Origin of the sequence: Polaribacter litorisediminis, assembly GCF_019968605.1 — a bacterium.
Taxonomy (GTDB): Bacteria; Bacteroidota; Bacteroidia; order Flavobacteriales; family Flavobacteriaceae; genus Polaribacter; species Polaribacter litorisediminis.
In genome coordinates this window covers 514506-540000 of the sequence record NZ_CP082966.1, presented here as the reverse complement: position 1 = coordinate 540000, position 25495 = coordinate 514506, and the positions used below count along the sequence as shown (strand labels likewise).

20 protein-coding genes and 1 rRNA gene (1 of these 21 running past the window's edge) are annotated in these 25495 nt (G+C 32.6%); 12 read left to right on the top strand and 9 right to left on the bottom strand.

Features of this window, described 5'->3' with window-relative positions:
• A 16S ribosomal RNA gene (locus K8354_RS02310) occupies nt 1-330 on the bottom strand; it reaches 1188 nt to the left of the window's first position.
• A gap of 985 nt (nt 331-1315) precedes the next feature.
• Here K8354_RS02310 and thrS point away from each other — a divergent pair.
• From thrS to K8354_RS02255, 11 genes are all read left to right on the top strand, one after another.
• Nucleotides 1316-3256 carry a threonine--tRNA ligase gene (gene thrS, locus K8354_RS02305; RefSeq protein ID WP_223445094.1) on the top strand — a complete coding sequence of 647 codons (1941 nt, stop codon included), beginning with the start codon at nt 1316-1318 and terminating at the stop codon, nt 3254-3256.
• A 115-nt stretch (nt 3257-3371) separates the two neighbouring features.
• Nucleotides 3372-3890 (top strand): translation initiation factor IF-3, encoded by a 519-nt coding sequence (gene infC / locus K8354_RS02300; protein WP_302850534.1) that lies wholly within the window; start codon nt 3372-3374, stop codon nt 3888-3890.
• Nucleotides 3891-4015: 125 nt separating this feature from the next.
• The gene (gene rpmI / locus K8354_RS02295) at nt 4016-4213 is read left to right on the top strand and encodes a 50S ribosomal protein L35 (protein ID WP_223445093.1); all 198 of its coding nucleotides are present in this window, start codon (nt 4016-4018) and stop codon (nt 4211-4213) included.
• Nucleotides 4214-4365: 152 nt separating this feature from the next.
• Nucleotides 4366-4710: a 50S ribosomal protein L20 gene (gene rplT, locus K8354_RS02290; RefSeq protein WP_223445092.1), complete on the top strand. Its 345-nt coding sequence runs from the start codon at nt 4366-4368 to the stop codon at nt 4708-4710.
• A gap of 81 nt (nt 4711-4791) precedes the next feature.
• The gene (locus K8354_RS02285; RefSeq protein ID WP_223445091.1) at nt 4792-5397 is read left to right on the top strand and encodes a hypothetical protein; all 606 of its coding nucleotides are present in this window, start codon (nt 4792-4794) and stop codon (nt 5395-5397) included.
• Nucleotides 5398-5602: 205 nt separating this feature from the next.
• Nucleotides 5603-6808 carry a glycogen synthase gene (glgA, locus tag K8354_RS02280; RefSeq protein ID WP_223445089.1) on the top strand — a complete coding sequence of 402 codons (1206 nt, stop codon included), beginning with the start codon at nt 5603-5605 and terminating at the stop codon, nt 6806-6808.
• Nucleotides 6809-6812: 4 nt separating this feature from the next.
• Nucleotides 6813-8078 carry a glucose-1-phosphate adenylyltransferase gene (locus K8354_RS02275; RefSeq protein ID WP_223445087.1) on the top strand — a complete coding sequence of 422 codons (1266 nt, stop codon included), beginning with the start codon at nt 6813-6815 and terminating at the stop codon, nt 8076-8078.
• 38 nt (nt 8079-8116) lie between these two features.
• Nucleotides 8117-10054, top strand: a complete 1938-nt coding sequence (locus K8354_RS02270) for an alpha-1,4-glucan--maltose-1-phosphate maltosyltransferase (protein WP_223445085.1) — start codon at nt 8117-8119, stop codon at nt 10052-10054.
• The gene (locus K8354_RS02265; protein ID WP_223445083.1) at nt 10054-11682 is read left to right on the top strand and encodes a maltokinase N-terminal cap-like domain-containing protein; all 1629 of its coding nucleotides are present in this window, start codon (nt 10054-10056) and stop codon (nt 11680-11682) included. The genes K8354_RS02270 and K8354_RS02265 overlap by 1 nt, the downstream gene beginning before the upstream one ends.
• Before the next feature lie 4 nt (nt 11683-11686).
• Nucleotides 11687-13594, top strand: coding sequence for a 1,4-alpha-glucan branching protein GlgB (gene glgB, locus K8354_RS02260; RefSeq protein WP_223445082.1), 1908 nt, complete (start codon nt 11687-11689; stop codon nt 13592-13594).
• A gap of 248 nt (nt 13595-13842) precedes the next feature.
• The gene (locus tag K8354_RS02255; protein ID WP_223445081.1) at nt 13843-16248 is read left to right on the top strand and encodes a glycoside hydrolase family 31 protein; all 2406 of its coding nucleotides are present in this window, start codon (nt 13843-13845) and stop codon (nt 16246-16248) included.
• A 181-nt stretch (nt 16249-16429) separates the two neighbouring features.
• Here the strand turns inward: K8354_RS02255 and prfA are convergent, their stop codons facing one another.
• On the bottom strand, nt 16430-17506 hold the full coding sequence (gene prfA, locus K8354_RS02250) for a peptide chain release factor 1 (protein ID WP_223445080.1): 1077 nt from the start codon (nt 17504-17506) through the stop codon (nt 16430-16432).
• A 93-nt stretch (nt 17507-17599) separates the two neighbouring features.
• Here prfA and K8354_RS02245 point away from each other — a divergent pair, with 93 nt between their 5' ends.
• Nucleotides 17600-18034 carry a DUF6265 family protein gene (locus tag K8354_RS02245; RefSeq protein WP_223445079.1) on the top strand — a complete coding sequence of 145 codons (435 nt, stop codon included), beginning with the start codon at nt 17600-17602 and terminating at the stop codon, nt 18032-18034.
• A 13-nt stretch (nt 18035-18047) separates the two neighbouring features.
• On the opposite strand, the gene K8354_RS02240 is transcribed toward K8354_RS02245, so the two are convergent.
• The 7 genes from K8354_RS02240 to K8354_RS02210 all read right to left on the bottom strand — a co-directional run bounded on the left by K8354_RS02240 (nt 18048) and on the right by K8354_RS02210 (nt 25475).
• On the bottom strand, nt 18048-20018 hold the full coding sequence (locus K8354_RS02240; protein WP_223445078.1) for a protein-disulfide reductase DsbD family protein: 1971 nt from the start codon (nt 20016-20018) through the stop codon (nt 18048-18050).
• Between the two features lie 314 nt (nt 20019-20332).
• A complete protein-coding gene (locus tag K8354_RS02235) occupies nt 20333-21790 on the bottom strand; it encodes a DUF3570 domain-containing protein (protein ID WP_223445077.1) in 1458 nt (485 codons plus the stop codon).
• A 21-nt stretch (nt 21791-21811) separates the two neighbouring features.
• Nucleotides 21812-22021, bottom strand: a complete 210-nt coding sequence (locus tag K8354_RS02230; protein ID WP_223445076.1) for a DUF4266 domain-containing protein — start codon at nt 22019-22021, stop codon at nt 21812-21814.
• The gene (locus K8354_RS02225) at nt 22014-23003 is read right to left on the bottom strand and encodes an FAD:protein FMN transferase (RefSeq protein ID WP_223445075.1); all 990 of its coding nucleotides are present in this window, start codon (nt 23001-23003) and stop codon (nt 22014-22016) included. The genes K8354_RS02230 and K8354_RS02225 overlap by 8 nt, the downstream gene beginning before the upstream one ends.
• 28 nt (nt 23004-23031) lie before the next feature.
• Nucleotides 23032-23472, bottom strand: a complete 441-nt coding sequence (locus tag K8354_RS02220; RefSeq protein WP_223445074.1) for a Rieske 2Fe-2S domain-containing protein — start codon at nt 23470-23472, stop codon at nt 23032-23034.
• An 11-nt stretch (nt 23473-23483) separates the two neighbouring features.
• Nucleotides 23484-23921, bottom strand: coding sequence for a thioredoxin family protein (locus K8354_RS02215; RefSeq protein ID WP_223445073.1), 438 nt, complete (start codon nt 23919-23921; stop codon nt 23484-23486).
• A 132-nt stretch (nt 23922-24053) separates the two neighbouring features.
• Entirely contained in the window at nt 24054-25475 is a 1422-nt protein-coding gene (locus K8354_RS02210) for a PepSY-like domain-containing protein (RefSeq protein WP_223445072.1), read from the bottom strand.
• Between the last annotated feature and the right edge of the window lie 20 nt (nt 25476-25495).

Here is a 25495-nt window from a genome sequence, read left to right as displayed (position 1 = left end):
TCCGTGTCTCAGTACCAGTGTGGGGGATCTCCCTCTCAGGACCCCTACCTATCGATGTCTTGGTAAGCCGTTACCTTACCAACTAACTAATAGGACGCATAGCCATCTTTTACCGATAAATCTTTAATTACAAAATGATGCCATCTCGCAATACTATGGGATATTAATCTTCATTTCTAAAGGCTATCCCCCTGTAAAAGGTAGGTTCTATACGCGTTACGCACCCGTGCGCCGGTCGTCATCTGTGCAAGCACAATGTTACCCCTCGACTTGCATGTGTTAAGCCTGCCGCTAGCGTTCATCCTGAGCCAGGATCAAACTCTTCATTGTATATTTTTAATATTATAATGAATAAGTTTCAAAAGAATTTGTCTAATTATTTAAACATGGTTATTCTACTCTTTGTTTACGCTGTCAATTTCAATATTTTCAATGAACTCTTAGGGAATCGCATGAATGCTATAAACACTCACTATGAATCCTAATTTGTAGAAACACTAGAATCGAACTAGTTGGCTCCTCGCAAAACCTTTCCAAAATCTCTTGATCTTTTTTGATCTTTTTTGCTATCTCTGTTAGCGGGTGCAAATCTAAAACTTATTTTTAATCTGACAAGAAAAAATAAATAAAATTTTAATTTTTTTTCTAAACCCTAAACTTGAACTTTTTTACCCCCGAAATTTCGGACTGCAAACATACCACAAGTTTATAACATCAACCTAATAAAAATTTAATTATTTTTTAAATATTTATTAACATCTAAAAAATAAAATAATCTTAATTAAACCAATATAACTAACACAAATCTCAATGAACTTCGCAAACCCTATTTCCGTTAGCGGGTGCAAATATACAACCTGTTTTAACAATAACAACTGTTTTTTTAACTTTTTTCTGATTAATTTTTAAAAGGATTTTAACCCTTTGAAAATAGGCTTTTTATCCATCAAAATAATTTTATACCTTTTTGAAGTTTATTCATTTTTAACTCTAAAGTGTATTGGAAATTCTAATTATACAGTTCTTGTGCACTACTTTTTTAAACTTCGTTGAGTAGATTTTAAATAAAACTCTTGATTTAAAATGCCTAAAACCGGGTTAGGGATTGCAATGACATCCTTTTGTGAGGTACGAACAAAAGATATAATGGAAAGCCCGACCTTTTTTCTATTCAAAAACTTCATTTATTTACAATTGGTACCTTAAAAAAGGAACCCCCAAAAGAGAAACTAAATCAAAATTTAATAAGTACATATATATATTGTGTGAAAAATTGTTTTCTAATATCTTTGCACGCTCAAATAGTATACATCAAATGATTAAAATTACTTTACCAGACGGAACTATTAAGGAGTTTGCTAAAAACAGCACTCCAATGGATGTTGCAAAAAGCATTAGTGAAGGGTTTGCTAGAAATGTAATATCAGCAAACTTTAACAATACCACCGTTGAAACCGCTACACCATTAACCACTGATGGCTCCTTAATTTTATATACATTTAATGATGATGGTGGTAAAAAAGCTTTCTGGCATTCATCTGCTCACATTTTAGCGGAGGCCATTTTAAGTTTTTATCCAAATGCAAAGTTGACGATTGGACCTGCAATTGAAAATGGTTTTTACTATGATGTAGATTTAGGTCATGATGTTATTTCTGATAAAGATTTTAAACAATTAGAAACTAAATTTTTAGAAATTGCACGTGGTAAATACGAGTTTTCGATTCGATCGGTTTCTAAAGCAGACGCTTTATCATTATATAAAAAAGAGAAAAATCCGTACAAAGTTGAATTAATCGAAAACTTAAAAGACGGCGAAATTACTTTTTGTGATCATAGCACCTTTACAGATTTATGTAGAGGAGGTCATGTTCCTAACACAGGAATTATAAAAGCGATTAAAATAATGAGTGTTGCCGGTGCTTATTGGCGCGGTGATGAAAAAAATAATCAGCTAACGCGAGTTTATGGAATTAGTTTTCCGAAGCAAAAAATGCTTACTGAATATTTAGCGCTGTTAGAAGAAGCTAAAAAAAGAGACCACAGAAAACTGGGAAGAGAATTAGAGTTATTTACATTTTCTCAAAAAGTTGGCGCTGGTTTGCCTTTATGGCTTCCTAAAGGAGCTGCCTTAAGAGGGCGTTTAGAAGATTTCCTGAAAAAAGCTCAGAAAAAGGCGGGTTACGAAATGGTGATGACACCTCATATTGGTCAGAAAGAATTATATGTTACCTCTGGGCATTATGAAAAATATGGTGCAGACAGTTTTCAGTCGATAAAAACTCCTAAAATGGATGAAGAGTTTTTATTAAAACCGATGAACTGCCCACATCATTGTGAAGTGTACAACTTTAAACCTTATTCTTATAAAGATCTACCAAAGCGTTTTGCAGAATTTGGCACGGTATATAGATATGAGCAAAGTGGCGAATTACATGGATTAACACGTGTTAGAGGTTTTACTCAAGATGATGCTCATATTTTTTGTACGCCAGAACAATTAGATCAAGAATTTAAAGACGTTATAGATTTAGTGTTATATGTATTTGGATCTTTAGGATTTGAAGATTTTACTGCGCAAGTTTCTATTAGAGACAAAAGCAACCCAGATAAATATATAGGTGATGCTGAAACTTGGGAAATTGCAGAAAATGCCATTATCAGTGCTGCCACAGATAAAGGTTTAGATTTTGTGATTGAAGAAGGTGAAGCTGCTTTTTATGGTCCTAAATTAGACTTCATGGTGAAAGACGCATTGGGCAGAAGTTGGCAACTTGGAACCATTCAAGTTGATTATAATTTACCAAAACGTTTCGATTTAACCTATAAAGGAGCCGATAATCAATTACACAGACCTGTTATGATTCACAGAGCGCCTTTTGGCTCTATGGAACGTTTTATCGCGGTTTTACTAGAGCATACAGGGGGTAATTTCCCGCTATGGTTGACTCCCGATCAAGTTATCTTATTGCCAATCAGTGATAAATATCAAAAATATTCAGAAAAAGTTTTAGAATCGTTAGAAAATTCCGAAATTCGCACGCTCGTAGACAACCGGAATGAGAAAACTGGACGAAAAATACGAGATGCAGAAGTAAGCAAAACCCCATACATGGTTATTGTTGGGGAAAAAGAAGAGCAAGATGGTACCGTTTCGGTAAGAAAACATGGTGAAGGCGATATAGGTACCTTTACTATTGAAGAATTTATTTCTTTAATTAAAACCGAAGTTAGCACAACATTGAAGAAATTTTAATTAATTTTGAATTTCATAAGGAAAAATAAAGATTGTTAAAACAATTATAAGTTAAATTTAAAAATTATAGGTCATAGCAATACGTAGAAGCAGGTCGAGAAGGCCGTTAAGAGTAATCAAAGAAGATCAACATAGGATTAATGAAAAAATAAAATATGTTGACGAAGTTCGTCTTGTGGGCGATAATGTGGAAGTTGGTGTATATCCTTTAGATAAGGCAAAAGCATTAGCTGTTGAACAAGAATTAGATTTGGTAGAAATTTCACCTAAAGCCAAACCTCCCGTTTGTAAAATAATCGATTACAAGAAGTTCTTGTATGAGCAAAAGAAGCGTGAGAAGAGTTTAAAGTCTAAAGCAACGAAAGTTACCATAAAAGAAATTCGTTTTGGTCCTCAAACAGATGAACATGATTACGAATTTAAAAAGAAGCATGCCGTAAAATTTTTACAAGATGGTGCTAAATTAAAAGCATTCGTGTTCTTTAAAGGCCGTTCTATTATTTTTAAAGAGCAGGGACAAATTTTATTATTAAAATTGGCTCAAGAATTAGAAGAATATGGCAAGGTGGAACAATTACCTAAATTAGAAGGAAAACGTATGATTATGTTTATCGCTCCTAAAAAAGGAAAATAAAAAAGCGTTCTTAAAGTTTAAAATTTTTTAAAGTTCTTAAAGTTTTGTTTGTACTTAACTTTACAACTTTCTAAACTTCAACTTTACAACTAACAATATTAAGCAAGTTAAAACACGAAGGAGAAATGCCTAAAATGAAAACCAAATCTAGTGCCAAAAAACGATTTAAGATTACTGGTACTGGTAAAATTAAAAGAAAGCACGCGTTTAAAAGTCATATCTTAACAAAGAAGTCTAAGAAACGTAAGTTAAAGTTAACACATCATACTTTAGTACATAAGTCTGATGAAGCTAACATTATGCAACAGTTAAGATTGAAATAATCTTAATTCGGGAATTTAATTATTAACCATGGAGTTAGGCTAAACAAAAAAAAGAGTTTGCAGTTTGCAGTTTACAGTTTACAGTGATTAAATCACTAAGAACCAATAACTAATAACTAAGTAGACCGCCTACTACAAAACACATTGAAATTATGCCAAGATCAGTAAATTCAGTAGCCTCAAGAAAAAGAAGAAAAAAAATCTTGAAGGCTGCAAAAGGTTACTTCGGACGTAGAAAAAACGTTTACACAGTAGCAAAAAATGCGGTTGAAAAAGGAATGCTTTATGCATACCGTGACCGTAAAAACAATAAGAGAAACTTCCGTTCTTTATGGATTGTGCGTATTAACGCTGCAGCTCGTTTACACGGAATGTCTTACTCTCAGTTTATGGGTAAAGTAAAAGCCAATAGCATCGAATTAAACCGTAAGGTTTTAGCAGATTTAGCGGTAAACAACCCAGACGCTTTTAAGGCAGTTGTAGAGAAAATTAAATAAATATAAATTACTTGCTTATATTAAAACCCAAACGTAAAGTTTGGGTTTTTTTCTTAAATTTACATTCATAAAAATAAACTCATGAAAATTAAACTAATTACCATATTCTCGATCTTACTTTCTTTTGTATCGTTTGCACAAGAAGAAACAAAAGAAGAAACAAAAGAAGAAATTCAAGATTCAAATTCAGTTGAAAACCAGTTTGACAAAATTTATCGTATCTCAACAACCTATCAAACTTACAAGGTTATTGATAAAGATAAATTTATCCAATTGAAGAAAAATATTTTAGACTCCTTAAAAGTTGCTAAAAATTTAATTATAGAAAAAGAAAGGCTCTTAAAAATAGAAAGAGATAATATTAAAAAAACCAAAGATCTTTTAGCTAAAACCCAATTAGATTTGGAAACAGCCAATAAAAAAGAAAATTCAATTTCTCTGTTGGGTACCCAATTAGAAAAAAAGACTTACAATATTTTACTTTGGAGTATTATCGTTCTATCCCTTTTAGCTTTATTTTATTTTATCTATAAATTTTCAAAAAGTAACGTTCTCACCAGAGAGGCTCAAAATAACTTATTAGAAATTGAGCAAGAATTTGAACAACATAGAAAAAAATCTATTGAAAGAGAACAAAAATTAAGGCGACAACTACAAGACGAAATAAACAAATTAAGAAATAGTTAAATTAATAGACTAAATGATTTCCAGACATTGTTTCTTTCCTATTTTAATTCTAAATCAATAAAAAATAAATAGAAAATACTTATATTAATAATTTTATAATCACCTAAATCTATAATTAAATGAATCTAATTTTTTAGTGTATTAAATAGTATTTCCTTATATTTTGGTTCTGAAAAAACAAACCAATTTAAACTACTTAAAATTTATGAAAACCCTTTTTTATACTAGAGAATTTCCTCCCTACGTCTATGGCGGTGCAGGTGTTCATGTAGAATATCTTGCCACTGAGCTCTCTAAATTGATGGACGTTGAAGTTAGATGCTTTGGAGACCAAGACTTAAAAGATGGCAGTTTAAGTGTAAAAGGATTCCCTTATGACAATCCTGCTTTTGAAAATGCTGATGATAAATTAAAGGCTATATTTCAAACTTTAAGCACAGGGCTACAAATGAATGCAGATGTAATTGATGCAGATGTGATTCATTGCCATACTTGGTATGCGCATTTTGCAGGCATCATTGCAAAACTTTGTTACGGAATTCCGCTTGTTATTACCACCCATTCTTTAGAACCTCTTCGACCCTGGAAAAGAGAGCAATTAGGTCGTGGTTATGATACTTCTTCTTGGATTGAAAAAACAGCGATTGAAATGGCAGATGCATTAATAGCCGTATCCGAAGAAACCAAAGAAGATGTTTTAAAGTATTTTAATGTTGATGAAAGTAAAGTTAAAGTTATTTATAACGGCATTAACCTTCAACAATATATAACAACTTCAGAATCGGATACTTTAGAAACCTACAATATTGATAAAACAAAACCGTATGTACTTTTTGTTGGAAGAATAACACGACAAAAAGGAATTATTCATTTAGTAAATGCTATTAAATATATAGATCCAGATACTCAAATAGTATTGTGTGCAGGCGCTCCAGATACAAAAGAAATCGGATTAGAAATGCAAGAGGCGGTTCATGAAGTTCAAAAAACACGTAAAAATGTAATTTGGATTGATAAAATGGTGACCAAAGAAGAAATTATCCAATTATATTCTCATGCAGCTGTATTTTGCTGCCCATCTATTTATGAACCCTTCGGCATCATAAATATTGAAGCTATGGCTTGCGATACAGCAGTTGTGGCGAGTGCCGTTGGCGGCATCAAAGAAGTGGTTGTGCATGGAGAAACTGGTTTTCTAATTCCGGTAGAACAGCAAGATTCAGCTCCTTTTGAACCCGTAAATCCAGATAAATTTGCAAAAGATTTAGCGGATGGTATTAATACCCTGACAAGAGACCCAATATTAAGAAAGTCTATGGCTAAAAAAGGGAGAAAAAGAGTAGAAGATCATTTTGATTGGATCGCAATAGCAAAACAAGTAAAAGAATTATATAAATCATTAAAAAAATAAGGAAATGATAAATGATAAAGTATTAGGAATTATTTTAGGGGGAGGCCAAGGGTCAAGACTATATCCTTTAACAAAAGATAGATCAAAACCCGCTGTACCTATTGCTGGGAAGTATAGATTGGTAGATATCCCAATTTCTAATTGTATCAATTCTGATATTAAAAGAATATATGTTTTAACACAGTTTAATTCTGCTTCTTTAAATGCACATATTAAAAACACGTATCACTTTAGTTTTTTTAGTTCTGCTTTTGTAGATGTATTAGCGGCAGAACAAACCATACATAGTGATAAATGGTTTCAAGGAACTGCTGATGCTGTAAGGCAAAGTATGCACCATTTTTTACAAAATGATTTTGAATACGCGTTAATACTTTCTGGAGATCAATTGTATCAAATGGACTTTAATGATATGATTGAAAAACACAGAAATAGTGGTGCAGAAATATCTATTGCCACCTATCCTGTAAACGCAAAAGACGCAACTTCCTTTGGTTTGTTAAAAACTAATAATGAAAATATAATTACTTCTTTTATTGAAAAACCAGCTCCTGAACTATTACCAAATTGGACTTCTGATGTGGGCGATGAAATGAAATCTCAAGGCAGAGATTATTTAGCTTCTATGGGGATCTATATTTTTAATAGAAATTTATTAGTTGAGTTGATGAATAATCCTGACACGAATGATTTTGGAAAAGAAATTATACCACAAGCCATCGATAAGCATAAAACATTAAGTTACCAATATGAAGGTTATTGGGAAGATATTGGTAGCATAGATTCTTTTTTCGAAGCTAACTTAGGTTTAACAGATGATGTTCCTCAATTCAATTTATATGATGAAAAAGGAATTTATACTAGACCAAGAATTTTACCTACTTCAAAAATTTCTGGGACAATTTTAAATAAAGCAGTAATTGGTGATGGTTGTATCATTCAAGCAGAAAAAATAGAAAGAGCTGTTATTGGAATCCGTTCTAGAATTGGTAAAAACTCATTAATTTCTAATACCTATATAATGGGTAATGACTCTTATGAGTCTTTAGCAGAAGTTGATAGTAAAGGCATAGAAATTATGATGGGTATTGGTAAAAGATGCTATATTCATAATTGTATCGTTGATAAAAATTGTAGAATTGGAGATGATGTTAGAATTAATGGTGGCTCACATATAGATGATATCGAAACAGATACTTATATGGTTAAAGATGGTATAGTAGTCATTAAAAAAGACGCAACCATAGCCAAAGGAACCGTCATAGGATAAAAAACTCTTACTTTTTATTATATAAATGAATCAATCTAATGCAAAATCAAAGTAGAATTGTCATAGAAAATGTTGCTCCTCAATTAAATCAGGGAACCGTAGCGATTAAGCGTGTTGTAGATGAAATTGTAAATGTTACTGCAGATGTTTTGGTTGATGGCCATGATGTACTTCAAGCAAGCTTGTTATATAAACACGAATCAGAAAAATCTTGGTCTGAGAAAAGAATGTATCCTACTTCTAATGACGGATACATGGCTAGTTTTCAAACTCCAAAACAGGGCTTTTATGCTTATAAAATAGAAGGCTGGGTAGATTATGCTTTAAACTGGCAACATGGAATTGGACGTAAAATTGATGATTATCAGCATGTAAACTCAGAATTATTAGAAGGAGCAGAACTTTTATTTGCTATTATAGATAACGTTCTTCCAGAAGATAAAGAATATTTATTACACCTTATTTTTATTTTTAAAAATACAGAAAAGTACGATGAAGCTATCAAAGAAGCAACGTCAGAAAGACTTACAAATATTCTTAAAAACAATCCAGAGAAATTCTTAACGCAAACATCTCAAGAATATCCTGTCTATGTAGACAGAAAAAAGGCAAGATTTTCTACTTGGTATGAATTTTTTCCACGTTCAGCATCAGAACAAGAAGGTAAACATGGTACATTTAATGACTGTCATAGGTTGTTACCGAGGGTTGCCCAAATGGGATTTGACACTTTATACTTCCCTCCTATTCATCCTATTGGTGAGGTGAACCGAAAAGGCAAAAACAACACGACGGTAGCGCAAGATGGTGATGTTGGCTCCACTTGGGGAATTGGTTCTAAATATGGAGGTCATAAAGACATACATCCTGAATTAGGTTCTTTAGAAGACTTTAAACATCTAGTTGCCAAGGCAAAAGAATTAGGAATTGAAGTTGCTATGGATTATGCCTTGCAAGCGGCCCCAGATCATCCTTGGGTAAAAGAGCATCCAGATTGGTTTAAATGGAGACCCGATGGAACCGTGCAATACGCAGAAAATCCACCAAAAAAATACCAAGATATTCTACCTATTTACTGGGAATCTAAGGATTATAAAAATCTTTGGCAAGAATGTTTAGACACTTTACTTTATTGGATTGATTGCGGAATTACTGTTTTTAGAGTTGATAATCCACATACAAAACCTTACTATTTTTGGGGCTGGATAATTGCTGAAGTAAAAAAACAACATCCAGATGTGTTATTTTTAGCAGAAGCATTTACAAGACCAAAAATAATGCAACAATTAGCAAAACAGGGATACACGCAATCTTATACTTATTTTACCTGGAGAGACTCAAAACATGAATTAATTGAATACATGAATGAGTTAACTCAAACCAATCAAAAAGAATATATGCGCCCTAATTTCTGGCCAAATACACCAGATATTAATCCATATCACTTGCAAGGTGCTCCAGAAAGCAAATATTTACAGCGATATGCTTTGGCAGCAACCTTAAGTTCTAACATCGGAATTTATGGTCCTGTTTTTGAGCAAATGATCGATACACCTATTGCCGGAAAAGAGGAATACTATATGTCAGAGAAATTCCAATTATGTCATTATGATTGGTTTAAAGAAAACAAAGTTACCTTTCTAATTTCTAGAATAAATCAAATTAGAAAAGAAAATGAATCGTTTCAACAAACCAATAACATTCAATTTTTAGAAACTGGTAATGAATCTTTAATTGCTTTTTATAAATGGAATGACGATAGAACTAATGAAACCTTAACTGTCATAAGTTTAGACGCTTACCACTCGCAGGCTGGTTCTGTTCAATTACCTTTAAACAATTTAAGAATACCTCACGGTCATAAAGTTGAAGTTGTAGACTTGATCACAAAAAACTCTTATCATTGGTTTAATGAATGGAATTATGTAGAGTTACATGCTACTTTACCTTTTCATATTTTTAAAATCAATAAATAATGCCAAAAGAACCATTTACAAATTCTTTGTCTGCTATCTTTTCCTCCAAAAATGAATGGGAAAACTTGATAGAAGACAAAAATTTTGTTTCCGTTTTTTTATCAGAAGTTTTAGAAGATTATATCATACGTCAGCGCTGGTATGCTGGTAAATCTAGCAAATTAAAATACATCGAATTAAGTGAATATTTTAGAATTCAGCAGGGCAACGAAGTCTATTTTGGTCTTATTTTAGAAGTAAATTTTGAAGAAGCATTTTATCATCATTATTTTTTACCGATAGCCTTTGTTTCTGATATTCATGACCATAAAGAAGGTAGAATTCTTCCTTTAAAGCTTAAAAACCAAAATGGTTTTATTATTGATGCGATGCATTTAGAAGCTTTTAGAAAGGTTGTTTACAATAGAATTATTGCTGCTTTACCTGTTGATAAAACACCTGTTCAATATCATAAAACAGAAGGATTTGATTTTCCTGCTTATGAATCCTCAAGATTTATGGGTGTAGAACAGAGCAACACGTCCATTATTTATAACGATACTTTTATCTTAAAATTCTTTCGAAGAATCTATGCTGATAAAAACCCAGATTATGAAATGAGTCGTTTTTTATCAGCTAAAAAAGATTTTAAAAACACCCCTCCTTATATGGGGAGCATGAATATTATCGACTCTGACAATGTACACATTACCATTGGTTTAATGCAAAAACTAGTTCGTAATAATGGGGATGCTTGGGAGTATTTTTTAAAAGAGCTACATGTAATATTTAAGGATATCGCGGTAAAAAACATTCAGTTTTCTGAATTACCAACCATTAACCTTTTTGAACGGAGAAAAATATCGGAACTTCCTCCTGAAATTATAGATTGGATGGGGTTAAACTTAATTGAAAAAGTGAATCTGATAGCACAAAGAACTGCAGAAATGCACATTGCCCTAGGCTCAGAATTTGAAGATACAGCCTTTACTCCTGAGCGTTTTAATGGTGATTATTCAGTTTGGTTAAAAAACAGATTGACCTATCAATTTCAAAACAGATTAAATTTAATGGAAAATAATCTTCACAAATTAGAAGGATATTCTCTACAATTAGCTAAAGAATTTTTAGACCAAAAAAACAAAATTAGAAAGCGCTTAGTCAATTTTGACTGGACAAAACTAAAAGGAGAACGCATTAGAATTCATGGCGATTATCATTTAGGACAAATTTTAGTGCAAGATGATGATTTTTGTATTCTAGATTTTGAAGGAGAACCAGAAAGCACCATCAGAGATCGCAAAGTAAAACAACCACCATTAAAAGACGTTGCTGGTCTCTTTAGATCTTTTAATTATGCAATCTACTCAACAATTTTTAGCAATGAAAAAGATGCTCTAAAAAGCAAAGAAGAACTTTTTGAATACGGAGAGTTATTGTACAAATATATGGTTGCTATCTTTTTAGAAACCTATAGAGAAGTTACACAAAAAGCCAATTTACACATTGGTTACACGAATGAAAGAATTTTTTTATTAAAATATTGCTTGTTAGAAAAAGCAATTTACGAGTTAGGCTACGAACTCAATTCAAGACCAAAATGGACAATTATTCCGCTAAAAGGTATTGTAAACATCATGAACTCATAAAACTATGGCACAAACAAAAGTACACAGTCTTTTTACAGAATTTGATATTAATTTATTTAAAGCTGGAAAACATTATCGATTATACGAAAAATTTGGTTCCCACATTATAACGTTAGATGGCATTAAAGGAACCTATTTTGCGGTTTGGGCACCCAGTGCAAAATCCGTTGCTGTTATTGGAGATTTTAATTTTTGGTTAGAAGGAGAACATCACTTAAATGTGCGTTGGGATGGCAGTGGAATTTGGGAAGGATTTATTCCTGGAGTTGAAAAAGGCGCTATTTATAAATATAAAATACACAGTTCTCATAGTAATATTCATACCGAAAAATCAGATCCGTTTGCAAGAAGATGCGAACATCCGCCAAAAACTGCTTCGCAAGTTTGGGAAGATAATTACCAATGGAAAGATAAAAAATGGATGAAAAACAGAAAGAAAAACAATGCACTAGATGCGCCTTTTTCTGTATATGAAGTTCATTTAGGTTCTTGGAAAAAACAAACCGAAGAAAATAGATTTTTAAGCTATTATGAATTAGCAGATGAATTGGTGAACTATGTAGCCGACATGAATTTTACACACGTAGAATTTATGCCCATCATGGAGTATCCCTATGACCCAAGTTGGGGATATCAATTAACAGGATATTTTGCACCAACATCCCGTTTTGGATATCCTGACGAATTTAAATTTTTAGTTGATAAATTTCACGAAAAAGGAATTGGAGTTTTATTAGATTGGGTACCTTCTCATTTCCCGTCAGATGATCATGGATTAGGATATTTTGATGGATCTCATTTATACGAGCATCCTGATAGACGCAAAGGATATCATCAAGACTGGAAAAGTTTAATTTTTAATTACGGCAGAAATGAAATCAAAGCCTTTTTGATTAGTAATGCTATTTTTTGGCTAGATCAATACCATGCAGATGGTTTAAGAGTAGATGCAGTAGCCTCTATGTTATTTTTAGATTACTCTAGAGAGGAAGGAGAATGGGAACCAAATATGTTTGGGGGTAGAGAATATTTAGAAGCTATCGATTTTATAAAAGAAATGAATACAGCCGTATATGAAGCTTTTCCTGATGTGCAAACTATTGCCGAAGAATCTACTTCTTTCCCTAAAGTTTCTAGACCCATTTACGATGGTGGTTTAGGTTTCGGAATGAAATGGATGATGGGCTGGATGCATGACACTTTAAATTATTTTGCCAAGGAACCTATCTATAGAAAACACCATCAAAATGATTTAACATTCAGTTTAAATTATGCTTTTACAGAAAACTTTATGCTTCCTTTATCTCATGATGAAGTTGTATATGGTAAAAAATCTCTCATAGAAAAAATGCCTGGAGATGAATGGCAAAAATTTGGAAACTTAAGGCTATTGTATAGTTTAATGTACACGCATCCAGGAACAAAACTAATATTTCAAGGAGGAGAATTTGGACAAACTTCTGAATGGGATTTTAATGGGAGTTTAGATTGGCATTTATTACAATACGATGTTCATAAAGGCGCACAAGCACTTGTTAGAGATTTAAATAACTTATACAAAAAAGAACCTGCTTTGCATCAAAAACAATTTTCTTCTGAAGGCTTTGAGTGGATAGATCATGGAGATCATGAAAACTCTATTTTATCGTACATTAGAAAAGGAGAAAACCCAAAAGATAATATCATTGTAATTTTAAACCTCACTCCTATTCCTAGAGAAAACTACAGAGTTGGATTGCCAAAAGCAGGGACGTTAAAAGAAATATTTAACAGTGATTCCAAAAAATATAACGGAACAGATCATTATAAAAACAAAAAATTAAGTTCAAATAAAAAAAGATGGAATCATAGAGAAAATTCTATTGAATTAAACCTACCGCCGTTAGGAATGTTAGCTTTTAAATTCAAATAAATAAAAAGAGGCTGCCCTTATATTATTCATATAAAAACAGCCTTTTTTTTAAAAAGTTCATAAAAAAAACTCACCTTTTTAAGGCTTTCAAAATTATGATGAATCAAGTTAAAATGAACGTATATACCAATTAATTATAAATAAATAAGCAATACTTTTGTAACAAATTAAGGAGTTTACTTAAAGGTAAAAAAAGTTTTAAAATTTATTATTTTTTACGATTATTGTGGAGCTAAAATCAACCAATTATGATTGTTAATACAGAATTAGAACAAAAAGGGAATTTATTTCCCTCAGAGATAATAGACTACAAAAAAGATGTAGACACATTACAATTCAGAACTAAAAACAATGTTATTCTACAAGTTACCGTTGTTAGAGATAGCGTTATTAGATTTAGATATACTACTTCCGGTAAATTTGAAAATGATTTCTCTTATGGAGTTACTATCCATGCCTCAAGAGGTTATAAATTTTTAAATATAACCGAAGATAAAACATACTACATCATAAAAACTTCAAAACTAATTTGTAGAGTAGAGAAATTAAGTTTACAAGTTAGCTTATATGATGCCTTAGATTTTAAATTAATAAATGAAGATGAAATTGGTTTTCATTGGGAGGAAAGTTATGAGTTTGGTGGCGATATTGTAAAGATGAGTAAGGTTTGTCAAAAGTCTGAAAGCTTCTATGGTTTAGGAGACAAACCCGTGGAAGTAAACTTAAAAGGGAAACGTTTTGAAAACTGGGCAACAGATTCTTACGCTTTTGGCAAAAATACCGACCCTATTTACAAAGCTATTCCGTTTTATACCGCAATTCAAGATAATAAAGCCTACGGAATATTTTTTGACAATACGTTTAAAACTCATTTCGATTTTGCACATGAACGAAGAAATGTAACAAGTTTTTGGGCACAAGGTGGTGAAATGAATTATTATTTCATTTATGGCCCAGAAATGGAAGATGTTGTTAGAAATTACACAGATTTAACCGGTAAACCTCATACTTTACCCCCTTTATGGGCTTTAGGATTTCATCAATGTAAATGGAGCTACTACCCAGAAAGTAACGTAAAAGAAATTACAAAGACCTTTAGAAATTTACAAATTCCTTGTGATGCCATTTATTTAGACATTGACTATATGGATGGTTTTCGCTGTTTTACTTGGGATAAGAACTACTTTCCAGATCCTAAAAGAATGGTAAAAGAACTAGAGGATGATGGTTTTAAAACAGTTGTTATCATAGATCCAGGAATCAAAATCGATCTAGAATATGATGTTTTTAAAGAGGCATTAGATAAAGATTATTTCTGTAAGCGTGCAGATGGCCCATATATGAAAGGTAAAGTGTGGCCTGGAGAATGTTATTTTCCAGATTACACAAAACCAGAAGTTAGAGAATGGTGGTCTGGTTTGTTTAAAGAATTAATAGAAGAAATTGGCGTTAAAGGTGTTTGGAATGATATGAACGAACCTGCCGTAATGGATGTTCCCAACAAATCTTTTCCAGATGATGTTAGACATGATTATGATGGTAACCCTTGCTCGCACAGAAAAGCACATAACATTTATGGAACGCAAATGGCGCGTGCAACATATCATGGTTTAAAAAAATATGCGTACCCGAAAAGACCATTTGTAATAACAAGATCTGCCTATTCTGGTGCACAACGTTATACCTCTACTTGGATGGGAGACAATGTTGCTACTTGGGAGCATTTAGCTATTGCAAATAATCAAGCACAAAGAATGGCCATGTCTGGTTTTTCTTTTGCAGGATCTGATATTGGTGGATTTGCAGAACAACCCCAAGGAGAACTTTTTGCACGTTGGATTCAATTAGGAGTTTTTCATGCTTTTTGTAGAGTACATTCTTCTGGAGACCATGGAAATCAAGAACCTTGGGTATTTGGTGATGAAATAACTGATATTGTTCGTAAATTTATTGAAATAAGATATCAATTACTTCCTTATTTATATACTGCATTTTGGCATCATATAGAAAAAGGAACTCCTATGTTAAAATCGTTGGTATTATATGACCAAGAAGATATACATACACATTATAGAAGTGATGAGTTTATATATGGAGAACATATTTTAGTGTGTCCTATTTTAGAACCGAATGCAAAAGGAAGAAGAATGTATATTCCGAGAGGTAATTGGTATAACTTCTGGACAGATGAAGTAGTGCAAGGAGGAAAAGAAATGTGGGTAGATGCAGATTTAGATTCGATGCCAATTTTTATAAAAGAAGGCGCAGTGATACCTAAATATCCTGTTCAACAGTATGTTGGTGAAAAGAATTTTGATGAAGTTACTTTAGATGTTTACTACAAAGAAGGGAAAGAAAAATCTCAATTATATGATGATGCTCATGACGGGTATGATTATAAAAAAGGTAGATATAGTTTACGTAACTTTAAATTAACTGGTAAAAAAGACGATTTTATCTTACAACAGTATAAAGAAGGTACATTTAATGCCCCTTATACTAAATTTAAGATTGTTTTACATAATTTACCTTTTACCATTACTGCTATTCAGATAGACAATGTAGAAGTAGAAATAAATCAATCTGAAACGAGCAAATCTCAATCTATTATTGTTGATAAAGAATTTACAGAGTTGCATTTATTTGGGAAATAAAAACTTCTAAAATAAAGTTTTTTAACTCAATAAAGAAAAAAAGCGATAGATGGTCTTCAACTATCATCGCTTTTTTTGTTTACAGAAATTACCGAAACAAAAAAACCTCCAATAAGAATTTGAGGTTTTTTTAGATTTAATACCATTTTAGACATATAAATTGGTATAACAAAGGAGTAATTTAAATTCCGTCTGCCAATGATTTTAATTTCTCAGTATTTTCAGCAAGCATCAATTCATCAATAATTTTCTGAATATCACCATTCATAATATTCGGTAAATCATATAAAGACAATCCTATTCGGTGATCTGTAACCCTTCCTTGTGCATAATTATAGGTTCTAATTTTCGCACTTCTATCACCCGAAGAAACCATTGAACCACGTTTTAAAGCATCTTCTGCATTTTTTTTAGCTAGCTCCATATCATACAAACGAGAACGCAATACTTTAAAAGCCTTTTCTTTATTTTTATGCTGACTTTTTTGATCTTGACATTGTGCGACCAAACCTGTTGGCATGTGTGTTAGACGAACGGCAGAATACGTTGTGTTTACAGACTGACCACCTGGACCTGATGAACAGAAAAAATCGATTCTTACATCTTTCGGGTTAATTTCTACGTCAAACTCTTCTGCTTCCGGAAAAACCATACAAGTAGCTGCCGATGTATGCACACGACCTTGTGTTTCTGTTTGCGGAACTCTTTGCACACGATGCACACCTGCTTCAAATTTTAAGATTCCATAAACATCATTTCCGGTAACTTCAAACTGGATTTCTTTAAAACCACCATTAGTACCTTCAGAATAATCTACCGTAGAAACTTTCCAACCTTTACTTTCACAATATTTAGAATACATTCTAAACAAATCTCCTGCAAAAATACTAGCTTCATCTCCACCGGTTCCTGCACGCAATTCTACTACTGCGTTTTTAGAATCTTCAGGATCTTTTGGTATCAATAAAAATTTAATTTCTTCTTCTAATTCAGGAATTCTAGTATTGGCCTCTTCTAATTGCATTTTCGCCATTTCTGTCATTTCCGCATCAGAACCATCAGCAATTATTTCTTTTGCTTCTTCTATATTGCCTGTTAATTCTCGGTATTCTTCCCCTTTTTTATTAACATCTCCTAAATCTTTATATTCTTTCATCAATTGCGCATAACGCTTCTGATCCATGATAATTTCTGGCTGAATAATCAAATCAGAAACCTCATCATAACGCTGCTTTACAATTCTTAATTTATCTAACATCTTCTACTCTTTTCTTGATGTGCGAATTTACAAATTTTATTCGTAATTATTTTTTATTTTCATTTAACTATATTTGATAAAAATCTTTCTGAAATGAAAAAAATGCTTCTATTTGGATGTTTTATTTTGATGCTATCTTGTAATGAAAATAGCAACAAAACACAAAAACCTACTTTTTTGATTGGAGAATGGAAGCGATTGGATGATAAACCTGGAAACCAAACTTATGAAATGTGGAACACTAATTTAGTTGGAATGGGTTATACAATAACAGGTGTAAAAAAATCTTTTCAAGAAAAATTGGCAATTATTACTATGAAAGATGCTTTGTATTTAGAAGTGAGAGGCATCAACGAACGACCAACACTTTTTAAATTCACTCAACAAACAGACACTTCTTTTGTTTGTGAAAATCAAAAAAATGACTTCCCAAAAAAAATAACATATTCCTTACAAAACAAGCAACTAAAAGCAATTGTTTCTAGTGATGATTTTAGAATTGATTTTGTATTTGATCGGATAAAATAAAATGGGTATCAAATTAATGCACTGTTTTATCTTTCCTGAACATCTCTAAACTCTGTTGCAACCAAGCCTGATATTCCTCAATACCCGCATACTGCTTTGCCGAATTTAACACTTCAAAGTCCGTATTCATGGTAACATAATACGGTTGTGATGCTGTTTGAAAATTTAAATATTGAAAGGTTGACCATTTATCGCCAATAGTTTTTATAGATTTTAAATGATTTTTATGTACCTTAATTTTAAACTGTTGCTCTTCTGGCAGTTCTTGACGATCATCCACATATAAAGAAATCAATACGTAATTTTCTTTTAATAGTTGATATACTTTGGGGTCACTCCATACATTTTCTTCTATTTTTCGACAGTTTACACAAGCCCATCCAGTGAAATCTAAAAGAATAGGTTTGTTGTTGGCTTTTGCAAAAGCAAAGCCTTGATCAAAATCTTTGAAACAATTCAACCCTAAAGGACAATCTGATGTCTGTTCATATAGACTGTAAAAAGTTGGAGGTGGAAAACCTGCCAATAATTTTAAATGAGAATTTTTAGTTAGCCCCGTACCAAGATATACTACAAATGCAACAATAAGAATAGCAAACGAAGTTTTAGGCAAACTAAATTTCTTTTTTCCATCGTGAGGAAAACGAATAAATCCAAAGAAATAAAACGCCATAAGTATAAAAATTACCATCCAAATACCAATAAATACCTCGCGTTTCAAAATTCCCCAATGTGCCACTAAATCTGCATTTGATAAAAATTTAAAAGCCAACGCTAACTCAATAAAACCTAATAAGACCTTTACGGTTGTTAACCATCCACCAGACTTTGGTAATGATTTTAATAAATTTGGAAACAAAGCAAAGAGTGCAAAAGGCAATGCTAAAGCCACTCCAAATCCGCTCATTCCTGCTGTTAATTGAAAAGCTCCTCCATCGCTGGTCAATGAGCCTGCCAATAAAGAACCAAGAATTGGCCCTGTGCAAGAAAAAGAAACTAAAGCTAGTGTTACCGCCATAAAAAATATACCAATCAAACCACCTGCACTCGAAGCTGAATCCATTTTATTGGACCAAGAATTTGGTAAGGTCAATTCATAATATCCAAAGAAAGAAAAAGCAAAAAAGATAAAAATGATGAAGAAAATTACATTCAACCAAATATTTGTAGAAATCGTATTTAAAATTTCAGGATCTACAGAATCTAAAAAATGAAAAGGAACACTTAATCCCACATAAATAACTACGATAAAAACTCCGTATAAAATAGCATTTGTTATCCCTTTCGATTTTGTGCCAGATTGTTTTGTAAAGAACGAAACTGTTAGTGGAATCATTGGAAAAACACAAGGTGTTAACAAAGCTACCAAACCTCCTAAAAAACCTAACATGAAAATTTTCCACAAATTACCGTCCGAAGTTACTATTTCTGATCCGCTGTTTAACCGATCTTTATTTGTAATATCTAAAAAAAGTTGATTGCTTAATGCTGCACTGCGTTCATCCACACTTACATTTTCTAGTTGTACAGGACTGCCATCAAGCGCTAAAACAAAGTTTTCTTCATTATTGAGGCAAACTTCTTTACAAACTTGGTAATTTAGACGAACATGAACTTGCTTTACCGAATTAGAACTTAATTTTATTCGTTGTGTAAATTGCACTTTATTTAAGAAAAAAGTTTCATCTACTTTAAAAATATCATTGTAAGCTGTAACTGTTTCACTCTCTTTTGCAACTCCTATCAATTCATAATTATCTTTCAAATTTTCGAAAGTTAATACAGAAGGTAAAGATCCGTCTTCACTTGTAAATTGAGAAAAAACGTGCCAATCACTCTCAATAAATCCTTTTAAAATAATATCATATTCGGTATCAGAAATCTTTTCAACTTTAGAATCCCATTTCACAGGGTCTAGTATTCCTTGTTGTGCATTCATTGAAAAAACAATAAGTGCCGTTAAAACTAAGATGATTTTTTTCATAATAAGATAAGGTGTTCTGCGCACCAAGAAGATGAACTCTTAGCACAATTTTAATTTAAAAAAAATAAAAAATTTCTTGAAACGAACTATCCTCAAGGCAGAGCCATATAGGTACCTGCCTGCCAGCAGGCAGGTTTCACTCATTTCATACTCAATCAAGTTGAGCACAAGCTTTGACCTAAAAAGGTCAAAAATCAAAATTCTATTATTTAGATTCCCGTTACCCAATCTAGTTGAGCATAAATTTCACGGAAATGACAATTTCAACGGAAACCCCGACGCAGAGCATCGATGAATTCTTTTCGATTAATTCGTTAATCCATTACAAACTTGAAGCCAACATTTACAATACTAGCGCTAAAAGTTGAATTTCTATCGTATTTATAAAGCCTAAGATCTACACTTTTTAAACCCAATTTCCAGACATGTTTACTCGCAAAAATATCTGTATACGAGACACCAAACCCGAACTGATTGGCCGAAAATTCTGATAAATCATAATCTGATGTATAATACCTATCGGTAGATAAGTGTTGATCAAAAGGAGCAAAATAATCTGCTGCAGTTTGGGTATAATATCGGTAAGACGGATAGAATGTAAACGTATCCGATATTTTTACGGGCACTTCAATACTCGCCGTATGCGACGTCAATCCCCAATCGTCAAAATAATAACGATAATAGGTTCTTATTACGAAAGCTTCATTTACGTAGTAATTAAATCGCATTCCTAGAGGTGTTTTCATTCGACTACTTGGCAACCGTTCTATATCGTCTGCTAGTTGAAAAACATCCGTATTCTTTTTAGATGTGTAATTTGGAATACTATTGGCATTACCAATGTAATAATTTGCAACATCTGCAAAATAAACACGCTGTAAAGGGTTTGCTAACCAGCCTTGTTGATTTACCACATCGAGAAATATAGATATCTGAGCATTTTTACTTAAAATCTGAGAAAAACTGAGCGATGCAGAATAGGTATTTCTTGTTTTATCTTGTATCGGATCAAAACCATTTAGAGGTCTCCAATTTGTGCTTGGATTTCCGTTTTGATCTAGAATCGTTACTCCATTAAAAAAACCTTGATTTAAATTACCATTCACTTGCTTATATGATTTCAATTCTGTGGGATAAATAGGACTCCAATTATCTAAATAAACTTTAGTACTCAACCCAAGAGAAGTATTTTTCTCATTAAATTGTTTTACAATTCCACCTCCAAACCCAACAGACGTATAATCATATTCCGCAGAAAATGAAGCGTTTACATTCCAATTAAAATTACGATCATCGGAAGTATGGGCATAATCGCCATTAATGGTGGTCCAAACATCACTTTTAGAAGCACCTGAAGATGCCACCCAAGGACTTCCAGTTATCCCGGCGACTGCAGCACTTTTGTCATCGTAGTCATCGTCATCGTCATCGTCATCCTCGTCATAACCATTTCCCGAAGCTCCAGTGGCATCAAAAGGATTTCCGTTACTTGAAGATGCAGAGCTATAGGCAGAAAAACCTGCATCAATCGTTAAAACATCATCTGCATTTATCGGTAAACTAATTACAATGGTAGAAGCCACATCTGTTAAATGTTCGTTCCCAATACCTCCTGTAACAGAAGCATTGTCGCCATTTTGAATATAGTAACTCGATAAAAAATCTACTTCTGTACGCTCTAAAACTCGCTTTTTATACACCGCAACAGAATCTTGTTGGGCCGCTATTTTTCCGAAGAAGAAAATCGCAACGATGATACCTATTTTTTTCAAAATTATTTAATTTTTTAAACGTTAATTACAACCACAACCACCGCCAGATTTGCCGCCATTGGCGCCCGATGCTCCTTCTCTATATACCTGAAAAATAGTTTCATATTTATCCGCCTTTTTTTGGGCGAGTACCATGTCTGGATCATTAATATTTACTTTTTCATAGTCCTTTAGGGTAACACAAGCGCTTAAAAAAATAAATATGCCTACTACTAAAACCTTTTTAATCATTTTGTACATTTTTTAATTGAATATTTTTTGAGAAAATCATTTTATTATTTGCGTCTATGATGATACATTCTACCCCATTTAATTGATTGATAAAATCCAATCCAGTATGCACGCCCATCACAAAAATGGAAGTTGCCAAGGCATCTGCCAATTCCGCTGTTTTTGTAAATATTGTTGCACTTAAGATTTCTTTTGCAGGATACCCAGTTCTAGGATCGATAATATGTGTATATAAAGTATTATTAAATTTTACATATTTTTCATAATTTCCTGAAGTAACGACCGCGCTATTCTTTACAGGCATCCACGAAAATACTTTAGCCTTATTTAAGGGATTTATGATTGCCACCAACCAATCTTTTCCGTTGGGTTGTGTTCCCCAAGTATTTAAATCTCCAGAAGCATTGATAATACCAGAAACTACACCTTTTTCTTGCAGTAGCGCTTTTGCTTTGTCGGCAGCATATCCTTTTCCGATAGCTCCAAAGCCGATTTTCATTCCCTTTAATTTTAAAAATACCGAATGATCTTCTTCATTTAAAATTATATTTTGATAGCCTACCTTTTCAACTGATTTTTTAATCACTTCTTCGGATGGCATTTTTGTCATACTTCCATCAAAAAACCAAACTTTATCCATAGAAGCGTAGCTAATATCAAAAGCGCCATTCGTTAGTTTTGAAATTTTTATTGCACGTTGTATGAGTTGAAAAAGTTCTTTATCTACCTGAACTGGTTTCATACCTGCATTTCTGTTAATTGTAGAAGTTTGTGAATTTTTATCCCAAGAAGAAATCAACTTTTCAATTCTAGTAATTTCAGTAATAGCCATATCAATAGCGATGTTTGCTTCATCCGCATCTTTTGCTACCACAGTAATATCAAAACTACTACCCATTAATTTAAGCGTTCTTTTATAGGGTGGTTGACCAAAAGAAATTAAAGAGAAAAAAAGTGCAAATACATAAATTGCTGTTTTCATAAGTAGTGTTCGTTTTTAGTTGATTGAATTATGCAATAACGCTTAAAATATTTCCATTCAGAGAAGTCTTATAAACTTTTAAATTACTACTTCCTTTGCTATTTAAACCTCTACCAGAGGTGTTAAAGCGCGCTGAATGTTCTCTGCAGTAAAACTCATTATTTCTAAAAATAATTTTATCTCTAGGTTCATGACTGCATCTTACGGTTGCTGCTACATAATTACCAGATAAATCTCTAGCCACAACAATTTTGTTTTTAATCAAATAACCACCATTATTCTTTAAGGCACTTGAAGCTTCATTGGATACATCAATAGTTAAAAATGCTCCAGTAATTGGATCTGGATTCAAACCAATATCATCTGGAAAAATGTCTCCATGATCATTTGTGCAGCCCCCTAAACAAGTTACTGTTACTGCAAATGCTGCTCCAGCTCCTACTAACTTTAAAAATTCTTTACGATTCATACTTTATTTTTTTATTTTACAAATGAATTTAATTCTTTGATGTATTTTTCAGGCGTTGTTTTTTTATAACTCGTTTCTCCTAGTAATTTTCCATCACTATTTAATACAACTACAAAAGGGAAAATTCCGTTTTTGTTATACATTTCAAATAATTGTCCATTTGCTTTTGCTAAGTTTTTAGACAAGGCATTTTTCTTTTTTCTAGGAAAATCTGCTTGCAACATCACAAAATGTTCCTTAGCATAGGTTTTAAAAGTATTGGTGCTCCAAACCTCTCGATCTAATTTTATGCAAGGTGCACACCAATCTGAACCTTGGAATACTAAAATAATAGGTCTATTTTCTGCGGAAGCAATTTGTTTAGCGGTACTAAAATCTGTTTGCCAGTCTTGTGCTTTTATTGAAAAAGATAATAGAATACATCCTAAAATAGTTGCCAATTTTCTCATTTTTTTTGGTTTTAGTCGATAGTACGCTCCATCAAAAATCGTCTTGATTTTTTTGTGATGAAGCATCCTAAAGAACATTCAACGAACTCAATTGTTTTTTTAATTTTTTAAAATCTTCTAAAAGAAATTTCTTTAATCGTTATCCATCGATAAAAAATTACCATTCTGATCAAAATGTAATTCAATACCATTATTTAGAGACACCTCATAGTTTCCATTACTTTTAATTTCTGCCTTTGTTACTGAAGCATTGGGGTAGTTATTTGTAATATAATTTAGTATTGTTTGAGGAAGCGAAGCTGCGTCTATAGTAGAGCTGTCATTGTCCCCATTATCATCTCCGGAACCGTTGTCATCATTACCTCCATCATTACTGTCTCCAGAACCATTGTCATCTCCGGAACCGTTGTCATCATCACTTCCGTCATTATCATCTCCGGAATCATTGTCATCTCCGGAACCGTTATCATCATTACCTCCATCATTACTGTCTCCAGAGCCATTGTCATCTCCGGAGCCATTGTCATCTCCAGAGCCATTGTCATCATCACTTCCGTCATTATCATCTCCGGAATCATTATCATTTCCTGTCGTTATAAAACCACCATCACTATTAAAATATAATTCAACACCATTGCTAAGATATACTTCGTACTCTCCATAATCTTCAACTTCAGCCTCAATAATTGATGCATTTGGATAGTTTTGCGCAATATAATCGAGTATTGTTTGAGGAAGCGAAGCAGGATCTATGTAAGAACCATCAGTTCCATTTCCGCCATTATAACTTTCATCAGAATCATTCGTACCATCGTTGTCATCATCCGCATCATCGCCATCTTCTGTGCCATCATTATCTGAATCTGTATCCGTGTAATCAGCTTCACCATCGCCATCTGAATCGTCATTTGTAAAATCACCGTCGCCATCATTATCTTCATCTTCATCGGCCTGACCATCATTATCCGAGTCAGTATCTAAATAATTAGGATCTCCATCATTATCTGCATCATCATTGGTATAATCTCCATCGTGATTTTGATCTTCCGAGATGTCAGAAGCACCATCGCCATCATCATCTGTATCTTGATAATTTGGAGTTCCATCACCATCAGTATCCTTACTATTAACCATGATACCAAAATCAGTTTCAGTAAATACGGTTTCTGTTATACCTTCTTTATCAATATCAAAAGGAAAATTAATGCCATCTATATAATTAGTTTGTGAAATTGCTTTGGCCACATTTGCCAACTGCTCTATACTATTCACAACTACTTTTGTACCGTTGTTGTATGATAATATAACTGGATAAGAAAATTGGAATCCTAAATCGAAGGTCATACTGCTTTCATGATTTACTTGATTATAAAAACTACCATCTGATTTTAAATGACTTTTTACAACCTCTACCACTGTTTTTGCTGATGCACTTTTTTCTGTAGTTTGATTTGTTTCGCTTGGGTCCGTTAACTCATTATCACTATTCGATGTGCATGAAAATGTGAATAAAGAAATTAACATTAAGGAAATAATTGATTTTAAAGTTTTCATTTTTATAAATTTTAAAGTTG